The 14,190-nt window shown below is 36.4% G+C and carries 14 protein-coding genes; all 14 read left to right on the top strand.

Annotated features, from left to right (window positions below; translation table 11 throughout):
- Positions 1–5: 5 nt before the first annotated feature.
- Genes ACGHVY_RS09110 through ACGHVY_RS09045 form a run of 14 tightly spaced genes read left to right on the top strand, consistent with a single transcriptional unit; the run spans position 6 to position 14,190 of the window.
- Positions 6–1,031, top strand: a complete 1,026-nt coding sequence (locus tag ACGHVY_RS09110) for an acyltransferase family protein (RefSeq protein WP_390598540.1) — start codon at positions 6–8, stop codon at positions 1,029–1,031.
- 21 nt (positions 1,032–1,052) lie between these two features.
- Positions 1,053–2,231 (top strand): hypothetical protein, encoded by a 1,179-nt coding sequence (locus ACGHVY_RS09105; RefSeq protein ID WP_390598538.1) that lies wholly within the window; start codon positions 1,053–1,055, stop codon positions 2,229–2,231.
- Positions 2,221–3,288 (top strand): glycosyltransferase family 4 protein, encoded by a 1,068-nt coding sequence (locus tag ACGHVY_RS09100; RefSeq protein WP_390598536.1) that lies wholly within the window; start codon positions 2,221–2,223, stop codon positions 3,286–3,288. The genes ACGHVY_RS09105 and ACGHVY_RS09100 overlap by 11 nt, the downstream gene beginning before the upstream one ends.
- 52 nt (positions 3,289–3,340) lie before the next feature.
- Positions 3,341–3,832: a hypothetical protein gene (locus tag ACGHVY_RS09095; RefSeq protein ID WP_390598534.1), complete on the top strand. Its 492-nt coding sequence runs from the start codon at positions 3,341–3,343 to the stop codon at positions 3,830–3,832.
- 2 nt (positions 3,833–3,834) lie between these two features.
- Positions 3,835–4,815 (top strand): acyltransferase family protein, encoded by a 981-nt coding sequence (locus tag ACGHVY_RS09090; RefSeq protein ID WP_390598532.1) that lies wholly within the window; start codon positions 3,835–3,837, stop codon positions 4,813–4,815.
- Positions 4,816–4,844: 29 nt separating this feature from the next.
- The gene (locus ACGHVY_RS09085; protein ID WP_390598530.1) at positions 4,845–5,993 is read left to right on the top strand and encodes a glycosyltransferase family 4 protein; all 1,149 of its coding nucleotides are present in this window, start codon (positions 4,845–4,847) and stop codon (positions 5,991–5,993) included.
- On the top strand, positions 5,990–7,174 hold the full coding sequence (locus ACGHVY_RS09080) for an O-antigen ligase family protein (RefSeq protein WP_390598529.1): 1,185 nt from the start codon (positions 5,990–5,992) through the stop codon (positions 7,172–7,174). Before ACGHVY_RS09085 ends, ACGHVY_RS09080 begins: the two co-directional genes overlap by 4 nt.
- 2 nt (positions 7,175–7,176) lie before the next feature.
- Entirely contained in the window at positions 7,177–8,226 is a 1,050-nt protein-coding gene (locus ACGHVY_RS09075) for a hypothetical protein (RefSeq protein WP_390598527.1), read from the top strand.
- The gene (locus tag ACGHVY_RS09070) at positions 8,226–9,284 is read left to right on the top strand and encodes a glycosyltransferase family 4 protein (RefSeq protein ID WP_390598526.1); all 1,059 of its coding nucleotides are present in this window, start codon (positions 8,226–8,228) and stop codon (positions 9,282–9,284) included. Before ACGHVY_RS09075 ends, ACGHVY_RS09070 begins: the two co-directional genes overlap by 1 nt.
- Complete coding sequence (locus ACGHVY_RS09065) at positions 9,281–10,012, top strand: polysaccharide deacetylase family protein (protein WP_390598524.1); 732 nt, start codon at positions 9,281–9,283, stop codon at positions 10,010–10,012. The genes ACGHVY_RS09070 and ACGHVY_RS09065 overlap by 4 nt, the downstream gene beginning before the upstream one ends.
- Positions 10,013–10,017: 5 nt before the next feature.
- On the top strand, positions 10,018–11,109 hold the full coding sequence (locus ACGHVY_RS09060) for a glycosyltransferase (RefSeq protein ID WP_390598522.1): 1,092 nt from the start codon (positions 10,018–10,020) through the stop codon (positions 11,107–11,109).
- A 29-nt stretch (positions 11,110–11,138) separates the two neighbouring features.
- Positions 11,139–12,029, top strand: a complete 891-nt coding sequence (locus ACGHVY_RS09055) for a glycosyltransferase family 2 protein (protein WP_390598521.1) — start codon at positions 11,139–11,141, stop codon at positions 12,027–12,029.
- Positions 12,026–13,255, top strand: coding sequence for a glycosyltransferase family 4 protein (locus ACGHVY_RS09050; protein ID WP_390598519.1), 1,230 nt, complete (start codon positions 12,026–12,028; stop codon positions 13,253–13,255). The genes ACGHVY_RS09055 and ACGHVY_RS09050 overlap by 4 nt, the downstream gene beginning before the upstream one ends.
- Positions 13,252–14,190 carry an NAD-dependent epimerase/dehydratase family protein gene (locus ACGHVY_RS09045; protein ID WP_390598517.1) on the top strand — a complete coding sequence of 313 codons (939 nt, stop codon included), beginning with the start codon at positions 13,252–13,254 and terminating at the stop codon, positions 14,188–14,190. The genes ACGHVY_RS09050 and ACGHVY_RS09045 overlap by 4 nt, the downstream gene beginning before the upstream one ends.

The following is a 14,190-nucleotide window of genomic DNA, read 5'->3' as shown; positions in this document are numbered from 1 at the left end:
GTGATATGCCGAATCTTAATATTGTACACCCCTTGGTTGGGGGCAAAAATGTAGGAATACAGTATCTTCGTGCTATTTGTGCTGTAATAGTATATCTTTCGCATTATGTGAAGGCAGTTGATTGGAATCCTGTGAATGATTTTCGTCTTATGCGATGGAGTTTTATAGTTGATGGATCAATAGCAGTGGCAATATTCTTTGTGCTTTCTGGCTTTTTCTATTGTAATACAAAGTCTTTTTCTGTAGAACGTTATTTTAATGGTATACAGCGAAAAGTGTTACATATCTATCCTGCCCACATTATAATATTGCTTTTTGGAATGTTGTTTGCAAACTGTCATCTTGAGTGGAATGTTTCTTGTTTTACTGAATGGGGTAACAAATTTTGGAATTACCCAATAATGATGTCGGATTTTCTAAAAAGTGCATCGTGTTTGTTTATTAAAGATGCAGAAAATCAGATTAATCCTTCCGCATGGTATTTAGAATATGAAGTGTGGTTGTTTTTGATAATGCCTCTTATTATTGGAGTTATAAATAAAGTGGGGTGGAAATATTCATGGGGGCTATTGGCATTGGGCTTATTTGCTCTTTTCACCAATCAACCGATGTACAGTTTGATTTACTTAGTAGCAGTCTGCTGCATAGGAACTTTGGCTCGTTATATCACGCAAAAGAATGAATTGAAGTTTCTACAAAATAAGATTGTCCTTGTTATATGGATTTGTATAGCTGTGTTTTTACTTGCACATGTATATTGGGGAGCAGGTAAAATATACATGTTTTTTCGGGGTATTGGTGCGGCGATGATTGTGATTGTTTTTTGGAAATATAACTTTGACGAAATAAAAAAAGTAAAATGGCTTGAATTTCTAGGCAATATTAGTTTTGAGTTTTATATAGTTCAGCATATAGCATTACTTGCATTTAGGCCCTTATTTGTTAATCCTATCATTTATTTTGTATCAACACTAACATTTACAGTAGTAGTTGCATGGTGGCTTATAAGTATATATCAACAAAGGCTGTAAAGTTGTAATTTTAATGTTATAATGTTTTTCGATATCTTATATTCTTTTATTCAATTGACCAAGCACATTTTGTTTGGCAAAAATATAGATGTAGTTCTATATTATCCGCAGCATTTCAATCGTTCAACTAAAGGTACGAATCCTTATTTTGATTTGATAGTTGAGGTTTGTAAAGAGAATGGGGTGAAATATCTTATAATGGAAGAACCTGATGGTGGGACTTCTAATCCTCGTGCTCCTCAGTGTATGAAAGCAGATGCTTTCTTTTGGATTGTGACAATAATGCGTAAGCTAATGCGTATTAGTCATAAAGGAAAAATATCTGTAGAGATAGATGCGAAGATAGCTCATGTTTGGGATGCAATTACCTTTCATAGGTTTAGAGCAAAGAGATATATTACAATCTCAAACTCTATGATTGATGTTTTAGCCGAGTTGAGTCCAAATGGTGTTGTGTACGACTATCAACATGGAATTATATTTAATGGACATCCCGGGTATTTTATAGAGAAAGACAAATTGACACCCTCATATACAAAGTGTAACAGACGTGTGATGCTATGGGGAACACTTTACCGACATGCTTTTGAAGGAGCTTTGCCTAAAGATGAATTATGTAAGAGGATAAGGGTAGTTGGTTATCCAATACCAACTTCTGCGATTGATATTGTATATCAAAAACGAGAGTGCGTTGTAATATCTTTGCAAATAACATCAGATGGTGAAATGTGGTATAAGCATTCGCCTAAGATGTTGTATGAGTGCTTGGAGCAATTGGATAAATGGGGTTATAAGGTGTTGTTGAAGCACCATCCTCGTTTTAATAATGAGGTAGATTTGAGTGATGTCACCACAAAACATCCGTTTGTAGAGTTTACCACAAAAACATTAATAGAGTTGGTTCCTTTAGCTTTATTCCATATTACATGGAGTTCTACTACTAGTTTCGAATATGCAAATTTTGGTGTTCCTACTTTTTTCTTGGTTGATGAGGTGTTGTCTCATGGTACAACAATCTTTTATGAACAATATCGCTATCCTCTTTATGAAAGTATGAGTTTATTAGAGGTGGGAACACGGATAGCGGACAAGCAGGTTTATGAAGAAGATTGTAAGGTTGTAAAGGAATGGTATGATAGTGCATACGCTTCGTTTAACAAACAACAGGTATTAAAAATACTCACAGGAAATGAAGACTAAAAAGATAAAAGTGTTCCTTGGAGGATACGTTAATTACACTAATGCGCAAAATTTGAATTGTCGTGCTTTGGCAAAATATCTTAATAAGGGGAAGATTGAGTGTGCGGCAATGCTTTTCCCAAATGGTAATTTGAGTGTGGATAGTGATTTGGTTGGCATAAAGTTGTTTAAGTGTTTGCGTCCTCAACGTTATTTTCGTTATCTTACATATTTGAGAGGTATTATGTGGTGTGACGTGGCATATTTGCCAAAAGGTGAAATATGGGAGTTCTGTAGTAGGTGCCTGAAGTGGTTTGGTAAGAAGTCGTTCACAACTGTTGAGGGGGTCATATCAAGTACAAATCTAGATAAATCTATTGCATCTTATGGCTCTAAGGAAGCTATTGTAAACGTCTATAGCTTTACGACGAAAACCTATGCTATTACCAAATACATGTCTGAGAAGAATAAGGAATTGCTTGGGATTAATTCTGACGGAGTGCTGTATTTAGGTATTGACACAGAGCTATTTCAACCTCAAAGTAGATCTAGAGATAAGTTACATAATATAGCGTTTATAGGTAATAATATTCGCTATAAGGGCATTGATGATTTCTATGCAATAGCAGAGAAGTTTCCGGAGCTCACTTTTCATATAGTTGGTGGTGGTATTGGTTATGATGTAGTTGAGGAAATTAAATCCAAAGGACTGAGGAACTGTGTCTATCATGGTTTAATGAGCCATACTCAAATATCGGAGTTTCTCAAAGGTATTGATTTGCACATTTTCCCTTCACGTTCTGAAGGATTTCCTAAAGTTACACTTGAAACTGCATCCATGGGGGTGCCTTCTGTGGTATATGGTGATTATGGCGCTACAGAGTGGATAACCACTGGCAAAAATGGATTTGTAGTTAATACTGTAGAGGAGATTGAAGTTATTATTAAGAATCTACAGCAGCATCCTGAGATGCTTGATCTTTTAGCAGAGGGGGCGATTAAACTTGCCAAGTCTTTCGATTGGCAGGTGCTGGCAAAGGATTGGGAAACTGTGATTGAGGATGTATATGCTGTATGATTACTTTTGTTCAGTTTGCTGTATTGGAATTTACCATAATTAATTTAAATATATGGGATTTTTCTTGACAAACTTAGGGCGTGATAAAGATAGACTATTCTTTTCTATTGAACAGTCAAAAAAGTATGGATATAAAATAGAACGGATACCTAGGATATATGGTAAAGATTTATCTTTAGAGGAGAGAAATAGAACTGTAAATTGTTTTAGGTTTGGGTGTGTTGTTGGACGTAGACCTCTTTTAGGTGAAATTGGTTGTGGATTATTGAAAGAGAATTATCCAATGGTGACACCTTCGGATTGGTGGCCAAGATGGGACAAATATGGAATTATAGAATTATATAATTGTAATACTAAGGTTTGTTGGCATAATAATGCAGAGTCAGGTTTTACGTCAGTTATAAGCCAATCGGAATCTAAAAAAACTGAGAATATGGTGTCTTTATGGCGAAAATTATATCATAAAGTGATGAGGCTAATAGGAATAGTTATTGATAATGTTTTGATGTTTTTTGAGAAATCATTGAAATTAAAGTGGTTATAACTATGAGTATTACACGTATTAATGAGCTTGACTACGTAAGGTGCATCGCAATGTTGATGGTTGTGATGGGACATGTGTTGTTTAGCCTAAAGATTGAACATACGGCTTTAATTGCTATTATAGGTATATGCGAAATGCCATTATTTTTTGTAGTTAGTGGCTATTTGGCTCATAAAGATAGAGAAGAGAGTTTTAAAGAGACTATGTCGCGACTTTTGGTACGTTCAAGAACTTTGCTTGTTCCTCTAGTTGTGTGGTCTATTGTTCTAAATCTTTGTGATGAAAGGATTACATTTTCTTTGTCAATGGTTTATAGGGGAGGATACTGGTTCTTTATTGCTTTGTGGTGGTGTGATGTATTGAATACGTTTGCAGCTTACACCTCTAAAAAGTTTAAGTTTTGTATGGTAGCTGACATGGTACTTTATAGTTCAATATATGCTGTTATTTTATTGGGGCGTATCAAGGATATTGACCTTGGTGGAATATTGCCCATACAGAATGTGCAGTATTATTTTCCATTCTTTGTATTGGGGCTTTTGATGCGCAAATATAAATTTGTGAATGATGTGACTCTTAACAAGTATAGTTATGTTGTTGGTATGCTACTGCTGATTATTGGTTGGTATTTCTCATCGATAGAGAGTTTTGTCATTTGGTTTGTTGCAGCTTGTGGTGCTGTGGTTGTTGTATGGATGGCTTGTAGGGAGATAAACTCAGAGTTGAAAGTGGCAAAGATACTAAGTATAATAGGTAAGAACACATTACCGATATATGCAATTCATTATCTTTTTATTGCAATTATGCCATGTACATTGCGTGATGTGTTAAATATTCCCCATGGGTTCTTTTTTCAATTAGTGATAACTTTTGTGTATGCGGTGCTTGTAATTTTTCTGTGTTTGTTGGTTGATAGAATATTATCGCTAAATCCTATTACACGCATGATATTTTTTGGAGAAAGTAAGAAACGTGAGTGGTGATTTTTATCCATTTGTAAAAGAAATTAAGAATGCTAATTAATAAACCCATATACTTGGTGGTAACAGCTTTCTTCCCGTCTATGCAGTCTTTTCGGGGACCTTATGTCTATGACCAAGTGAAAGCTATAATGAAGGATGGGCGTTATCGGGTGGTGGTTATGATGCCGCAGCAATACTTTCATAAGAGCGATGACTATGATTATGACGGTATACATGTGTATCGTTTTATTCAGTATAATCTGCCTACTAATGCGTGGCCTGGAGCTGGAGACTATCTCAGCTTACGTTCTTTTGAAAAAGCGTTAAAACGTATAGGTATTATGTTTGAGGACATCGCAGTGGTGCATGCTCATGTAATCGGTAATGCAAAGTATGCCAACTTTGTGAAATATCACAATTCTAAGGCAACGACAGTGCTTCAGCACCATGGATATGATGTGCTCAGTCTTACAGATGGACGCTTTGCCAATATGCTATGGCACAGGAAACGTTGTATTAGTTATGGGATTAAATTGTGTAATAAAGTAGATTTACATGTGGGAGTTAGTAAGGAAATACTTCGTTATTTGGAAGCCTATGAGGGGATTTGTTTGAAGGATAAATATGTACTGTATAATGGGGTTGATACAACGAAATTTTATTGGGCAGGAGAAGTGCATACAGGCTTTAATATTGGTTGCGTTGCTAATTTTTGGAAGCTTAAAGATCAAATTACGCTTATAAAAGCTGTCGAAATTTTAGTCAATAATGGGTATAGGAATATCCGTGTTTCGTTTGTTGGGACTGGTTATACTCGTGAATCATGTGAACGTTATGTGTGCGAACGTGGATTGACAAAGTATTTTGAATTTCAAAATGAAGTTGACCATCGTCAACTAAATGCTTTCTATAATACTTTGGATTTATTTGTTCTTCCATCTTACTGGGATGCCTTTGGGTGTGTCTATACTGAGGCTTATGCTTGTGGCGTGCCTTTTATGACGGCCAAAGGTTCTGGTATCACAGAATATATACGAGATGAAGATTTTGACAATTGGGTGATTGAACCACACGACTACAAGGCACTTGCTCGAAATATTAGCCACTACATTAAAAACCGAGAAAAGCAGATACTTAAATATCCTGTAGATATAAATGAACTTATAGAACCATTTGTGAATTATTTAACACAAAAATGAATAGCAATATTATTTTAATTTTATCTGTAATCATAGCATTCTCAAATTCACTATGTATTGGGCTTCCTATACCTCAGACTGCTTATTACGGATGGTTTGCTTTTATTGGTTTAATAGGTCTTATCAATGGTGTGAGGATTAATGTTACGATGGTATTATTTATAATAGCATGTGTTTTATCTATTCTTATCAATGATATCCCGTCCATATTTCAGGCTGAATATAGGTTGATTTCTTTTTGTTTAATGATTTTAGCAATTGGACCATTAAATGAAGGAAATGCATCGAATAAATTTAAATGGAATTTGTATGGTTTAATAAACAAGGTTATTATAGTCGGTACATTAATTTCGTTTGGTGGATATTTGGCACATATTCCATTGTTTCATGGGTGGTCCGGATTTAATGGATTTACTAATCATAGTATGACAATGAGTAGTATTGGTGGTATATCATCTTTACTTTGCTTTAAGTTATTTCTTGATGAAACAAATAATCCTGATACAACTTTTTATAAAAAATGGGGCTTCTTGGGTGCGTCTGTTGCATCTGTTCTTGTTAGTTTTTTAGGTGCATCTCGTGCTGCATTGGGAGCTACGTTTGTTGCATTATTCTTTTATTTATGGTTTTATTTGGGCAATGTGGGTAAATTCATGAAATATTTAATTGTGGCTCTATTTCTTGTGGTTGTCTCATCTCCTGTATGGTATCCTTATACTGAAAGAGTGCGTGAAAAAACAGAGGCGCGTAATGCAATGGGAGGACAGTTTTCAAGTAGGGATGATATGTGGAATGCTAGAAAAGCGGAGTTTGAATCGAGCCCAGTTCTGGGAATAGGATTCTCTAGTGTTGACCTTAAGAAGTCGGCTGACAGTGTGCGTGCTAATGGTGGCATTGAACCAGGTACCAGTTGGTTTTTTATGTTGTCATCAGTTGGACTATTAGGAACATTATTCTTTGCCATATTAGTACTAAAACCAATAATAAAGTATATGTTCAATGCAAAAAGGTATCCACTGCAATTGCTGTTAGTGATAACTTTATTGGTATGGCGAAGCATCCATCTTTTTGCGGAGGGCTATATTATGGCTGCAGGTGACTTTTCTTTTTTGCATGTGTGGATATTGATAGCTTTGGCCAATGTAATCGTGGATAATAAATATAAAATAACACAAGAGTAAATATGATAGAAATAATAGATGCTATTGATAAGTTCAAGAATTTAGAGATTGAATGGAATTCATTATTTCATAATGCTAATGATGTAACATTTTTCCAAACATTTAAGTATAATTGGATTGCTTGGGAGACGTTTGCAACCAAAAATGATAAACTTTATATTATAACATACCGTACTAATGATAAAGAATTGCAGGCTATATTCCCTTTTTACATAAATGAAAAGAGATTCTTAAAGTTTATAAATGATAGACATACCGATTTTTGTAATATTATTATATCGAAAGAGGTTGTAGCTATATATAATTTGATGAACGATGTCTGGAAATTTGTAGAGGAAGATAAGTTGATAAAGCTCCTGTTGCTTGATAATGTAGTTTCTAATTCTCCTATTTTGACATATTGGAAAGTGTTTCAAGGCAATGCTTTCGTTTTTTCGCAAACAGAACACTCATGGTTAAACTGTCCTAAATCTGAGAATATTTTTAGTGAGTTTCGACACTTAAATGCCAAAGAACGGAAGCGTTTGGTTACACTTGGCAAAAAAACGGTTCAATGTAATATGAAAATTTTTAATATTGCCAATGAACCTTATCCGGAACATGTGATAAATCGAATTATACAATTGATGATTGATTCTGGTTTACGTTCGTCATCATATTTAAGTGATACTATGAGGTTATTTATGCGTAAACTTTACGAGAATGGGTTGGTAGAATTGCCTGTTCTATATGACAATGGTGAGCCAATATCGTTAGGTTTTGTATTTGTGAATGAGCAGAGAACTTATAGTATGAGATGGGTGATATTGTATAAATCAGGCCAATTCAATTTGTGGAATAATGTGAGGTACATTGTTGAAAAATCTCAAATTGGTGGCTCTGTTGTTGATTTTGGTCGCGGTGGCTATGATTATAAAATGCAAAATTTCCGACCCCAAGTAGAAAATCTCTATCGCTTTATGGCATCTAAAACCAAGTGGGGGAATTGGTATGTGCTGTTTAAGATTGCTGCTTCACATATGCGTAAAACTTTAAAAAAATATAAAGGCTGATGAAGGTTTTTGCTTTTCTTGCTGAACCTGCCAGTTATACGGTAGATCGAAATCTTAGAGTCTATGTGCCAATGGGAATAGATTACTGTTATCTATTGGGCGATAGCGAGGCAAAAAATACAGGGGGTGAGGGGAAGAAGGATGTGCTTGCAGACCTGTCGAAATGGAGACAGTGGTGTTATATGCGACGTGTACTCAAGGAATACGATACTGTTATATTTAACGGATATACAGGCTTGTCGTTTTTTATGCTGTTTGTCTTAAATGTATGGTATAGTAAATCTATTGGTATAGACTCTGACACTCAGTATAGAGAACCGGTAGGGCTGTTTAAACGTTGGATAAAACGCATGTATCTAAGCATAGTGTTTGGAAACAAACATATTTATGGTCTTGCTGGTGGTAGTTATACACACAAAGACTTGTTTCGTAAGTTTGGTATGGCGCAAGAGAGGGTTCTGTTGATGCCGATGGTGGTAGATAATGTACATTTTGATAACAAGGAGTATAAGCAGAAAAAAACAGATATAATGCGCTTCGTATATGTTGGGCGATTGATAGAGTGTAAAAATATAGATTTTATGATTCGTGCTTTTTTGGTTTATCACCAAAAATATGCAAATAGCGAATTACATATTGTGGGAAAAGGAACTTTAGATGAAATGCTTAAGAATAGGTATGCGTCATGTGGCTCTATCTTTTGGGATGGACCAAAGTATGGCAACGATCTATTGGATGTTTATCGTCAGAATCATGTGTTGGTGTTGCCTTCTACTTATGAACCTTGGGGATTGGTTGTTAACGAGGCCATGTCAGCAGGAATGCCAGTGCTCGTGAGTAATGAGGTGGGGGCACATTATGATCTTGTAGATGGTAACGATACAGGTTTTGTGTTTGATGCATACGATGAACAGGCACTTGTTAATGTCATGGAACAAATATCAAGCGTCGACACATATAAGAAATGTTCTGATAATGCGTATAAGTTTATGCATAATTATTGGAACTATTCACTCTATCGTAGGTGTTTGGAAGAATTTATAAACAAAACTGCATGATGAAAAAAATAATAAAAAAAGTTCTGCTATGGTTCTCAAGCATATTATATCATAATAAAAAAAGTAAGATAGTGTATTATCATGACGTGTATAGCAATAAGAAATACACTGATATGGGTACTTCACTCAATATGTTTGCACAGCACATTAAGGTTATACGAAAAGCTGGCTTTACCATAAAAGCTAAAATAGAGAATCCTAATAAAGAGGTGATGATATGCTTTGACGATGGCTTCCGTGGCATTTATGATACCAAGCAGTTTTTCATAGATAATGGTTTGCGTCCAACAGTTTTTCTTGCGATAAGCTTGATCGGAAAGCCGGGGTATCTCAATAAAGATGAAATTCTTGAACTCCAGAAAGAGGGCTTTGTATTTCAGTGTCATGCTTGGAGCCACAGCGATTTAACTGAATTTACTAAAGAGGAATTGGTACAAGAACTTTATGAATCGAAAAAAACACTCACAGAATTTTTGGGTAAAACGGTGGATGAAATATGTTTCCCTATAGGTTATTTTTCGCAATTAGTACTTGATGAGTGTAAACGTTATGGTTACAACACTATGTATTCCAGTATACCAGGTAATTATTTTGACCAACTGTATGCGGATGGTTTGCGGACTCGTAACCTGTTGCAGTTTGCTGATACCAATGAAGCAAAACTTATACTGCATGGTGGCAATGATATGATACATAATAGATATGTTAAAATGCACTGGAAAGGATAATAGTTATGAATATTTTCGTAATTGCTACAACCTTACAAGCCGGGGGAGGTATAACAATATATAAGCAGTTTTTATCGCATCTGCCAAAGTATATAGGGCAAAACAAATATTGGATATTTATTAATCCCATACTGCCGAAAGTGGTGATAGAGGGAGTAACATATATATCTTTTCCTCTACAATCTAAGTTAAAACGAATTTTGTTTGAAGGCAAATTGCTACAAAATGAAATTGTAAAGTTGGGAGTAAAGCCTGATGTTGTGGTTTCACTTCAGAACAATGGATATAAGAAGATCGGGGGAAGTAAGCAGATTGTTTATTTTCATCAGTCATTGCCGTTGTATCCGGGAGTTTACAATCCTTTCAAACGTACAGAAAGAACATTGTTCAATTATAAGCATATTTTTCCTCGCATAGTAAAGCGTACATGGGTTAAAAATACACAGTTTGTTGTACAAACACCTATTGTGAAAAAACGTTTTGTATCATACTTTAGTGTTCCTACGGAAAATGTTCATGTATGTTTTCCGGATGTTGAGAAGGTGAATATTACGCAGTGTAAAACCTATAATTGGGAAGATAATAAGAAACATTTCATATTTGTTGGTGATGATTCTAAATATCGTAATGGTTGCACTTTGGCAAAAGCCATGGGAATATTAAGTAAACAAAATCCGGTATTGGCGGAGGATATAAAAATTCATGTAACAAGTTCTGCAGAAAAAGCTCCTATAATGTACAATGAGGTAGTTAAGAATGGTGTAGACAAAAATTTCGTATTTGAAGGTATTATAAAGCATGATAATTTATTGAGTTACTATAAATCTGCTGCAGCTTTAGTTTTTCCGAGTTCGATTGAGACAGTCGGTTTGCCATTACTTGAAGCGGCAGCCTTTGGACTTCCAGTTTTGGCGGCTGATGTAGATTATGCTCATGAAGTGTTGAATGGTTATGATGGAGTAGTTTATACAGATGTGCATGATTATGAAGCTTGGGCAAAGAATATAGTGACGTTTAGTCTAAATCACAAACGATATAAACCTTTGCCGCAAGAACGAGAAAGTGACTGGGGTGTTTTTTTTGATTTGATAAAGTAGACATTAAGTTAAAATAACGTCAAATAGAAATGTTAGACCTTTCTGTAATAATCCTTACATATAATGAGGAAAGACACATTGCACGAAGCATTGACAATGTAAAACGTATAGCAAAACAGGTATATGTAGTGGATAGCTACTCAACCGATAAAACCTGTGACCTAGCGCGTGAACATGGTGCAATAGTATTCCAAAACAAGTATGTGAATCAGGCACAGCAATTTATTTGGGCTATGGAAAATTGCCCAGTTAAAACAGCATGGACTATGCGTATGGATGCCGATGAATATCTTACTGATGAATTAATAGCAGAGTTGGAGAAGAAACTACCTTCGCTACCCGCTAGTGTTACAGGATGTATGCTTCCGCTAATGGTGAAGTTTCTTGGGAAGCCCTTAAAGCATGGAAAAATTCGAAAAATTCAGATTTTACGTTTGTGGCGTACGGGAAAGGCCATGATGGAACAGCGTTGGATGGATGAACGTTGTTATGTGACCGAGGGGGAAACGGTTACTATGAATAACTATTTCATAGATGAAAACCTGAATGGTATACATGCGTGGACTCAAAAGCACAATAACTATGCCAACCGTGAGATTGTAGCAGCTTATGAAGGCTATTGGAACGACTCTGTTTCAGGAGGAAATGGATTGGAGAGCCGAAACAAGGAGAAGGGAAAGTATTATAAACTGCCCAAATTCTTACGTGCGTTCATCTATTTCTTCGTTCGCTACATCTGCTTTGGTGGTTTTCTTGATGGTAAGCCCGGTTTTATTTGGGCTACATTGCAGGCATATTGGTACAGGTATCTTATAGATGCCAAGATTGAGGAGATGGAATATTATATAGGAAAGAACCCTACACCGCAAGAGATGCGAACATATTTTAAAGAACGATTCAATATAAACGTTGATAAATGAGCAAGAAAGTCTTAATTCACAGTCTTATCTTCAGCCCCGACGGTGTTTCCACTGCATATCTCTATAACGATATCGCGCTTAGATTTCAAAAGGAAGGTTACGAAGTAGTAGTACTTTCTACAACGCCGCACTTTAATGTGGTAAAGGAACAACTGGCAAAACAACCTCTAAAGTGGAAAATTCCCGGAATTTATAAGGAAAGTAATTTCCATGGTATAAAAGTGATACATGTGCCACAGAAGAAGTTCAAGAGCACTGCATTACGCATTCTTGGTTTTGTTTATTGGCATATCATTTCATTTATCCTTGGTTTGTGCATACGCAATGTTAGTGTAATAGTATCACCCTCGCCACCCCTCAGCATAGGAATGCTCAATCTCATTCTTGGTAAACTAAAAGGTTGCAAAGTCATATATAATGTGCAGGAGATTTACCCCGATATCCTAAAGAAAAAGACAGGACCGATAATTGCTTGTTTAAAGAAAGTTGAACGTTGTATTTACAACAAATCTGCTGCAATCACTACCATTGACGATGTTTTTTATAATACAATTGTGAGTCGCTTTGAAGATACGAGTAAGTTACACATCATTCCCAACTTCGTAGATACTGACCTTTATAATCCAACTAATGTAGAACCTCTTGACGAGAAAATCTTTCCTAAAACCGATTCTTTGAAGTTGCTTTATGCCGGGAATATAGGACATGCGCAAGATTGGCGTCCGTTGGTGGCATTGGTCGAAAAAACAAAGGATTTGGATGTTGAGTACTTTGTGATAGGTATGGGGGTACAACGATCATATTTGGAAGAACAGAAAATAGAGAAGCGATTGGATAAGTTGCATGTACTCGATTATCAACCTCGCCATCTGATGCCAAGTATATTGGCATACAGTGACGTGCAGTTCATCTTTATGGCACCCGAGATGGAGATGATGGGATTCCCGTCTAAAGTTTATACTATTATGGCGTGTGAGAGACCATTGCTTATATGTTCCGGAGATAAAACACCTATCGTAAACTTCACCAAGGATCATAACTGTGCAAAGCTCATTACTGAGAAGGATTTTGATAAGAAGGTAGATGAAATGGCGCAATGGCTGGCATCGGTATCGCGTGAAGAGCTTCAGAAAATGGGGCGTAACGGATATGATGTGATACAGCGCTATTACACAAAAGAAAAGGTAACAAAACAATATGTTGATTTGGTAAATAAAATAATATGAAGATACTTATAACCGGAATCCACGGCTTTGTCGGAAGTAATATTGTAAAAGCCATGGGACGGAATCATGAGATTTATGGTCTCGACATTGTTGCTCCTGAAAAGGAGGGTGTGGTCAAGACCTTTTCCTGGAACGACCTTGACGAAAATAAGATTCCACAAGTAGATGCTGTCATCCATCTTGCCGGCAAGGCACATGATTTGAAGAAAACATCGGGGCCGGAGGTATATTTCAAGATTAATACCGGATTGACACAAAAAATCTATGACTGGTTCCTTCAGTCATCGGCCGGAAAGTTTATCTTCTTCTCGTCTGTAAAGGCTGCTGCCGATTTTGTTCCGGGCGATATTCTCACTGAGGATATTGTCCCTAATCCTGTGGGGCCTTACGGTGAGTCCAAGATTAAGGCTGAAGAGTATATTTTGTCTCATCCTGCAACCGATAAGCAAGTGTACATCCTGCGTCCCTGTATGATACACGGTCCCGGCAACAAAGGTAATCTCAATCTGCTTTATGGTGTGGTGAAAAAAGGGATACCTTGGCCGTTGGGAGCGTTTGAGAACCGACGCTGTTTTACTTCCATTGGCAATCTTTGCTTTGCCATCGAGGGTTTGCTTACCAAAGATGTCGCTTCGGGTATCTACAATATGGGAGATGATGAATCTTTGTCTACGAACGAGCTTATTGCAGTCATTTGCAGTGCGTTGGGTAAGAGGGCACGCATCTGGCATCTGCCTAAGGGATTGATGAATGGCATGGCAAAAGTGGGAGACATTTTGCACCTGCCGCTGAACTCGGAGCGTTTGACGAAACTTACCGAAAACTATGTGGTTAGCAATGCCAAAATAAAAAGGGCACTGGGGGTAGATAGAATGCCCATACGTGCCGAAGAAGGACTAACACAAACCGTTAAATCATTTGCAAATACAAAATAA

The sequence above is a fragment of the Bacteroides sp. f07 genome (genome assembly GCF_042854785.1).
Lineage (GTDB): Bacteria > Bacteroidota > Bacteroidia > Bacteroidales > Bacteroidaceae > Bacteroides.
Note: the sequence above shows the minus strand (reverse complement) of the source record. Positions and strands in the feature narration are given on the sequence as shown.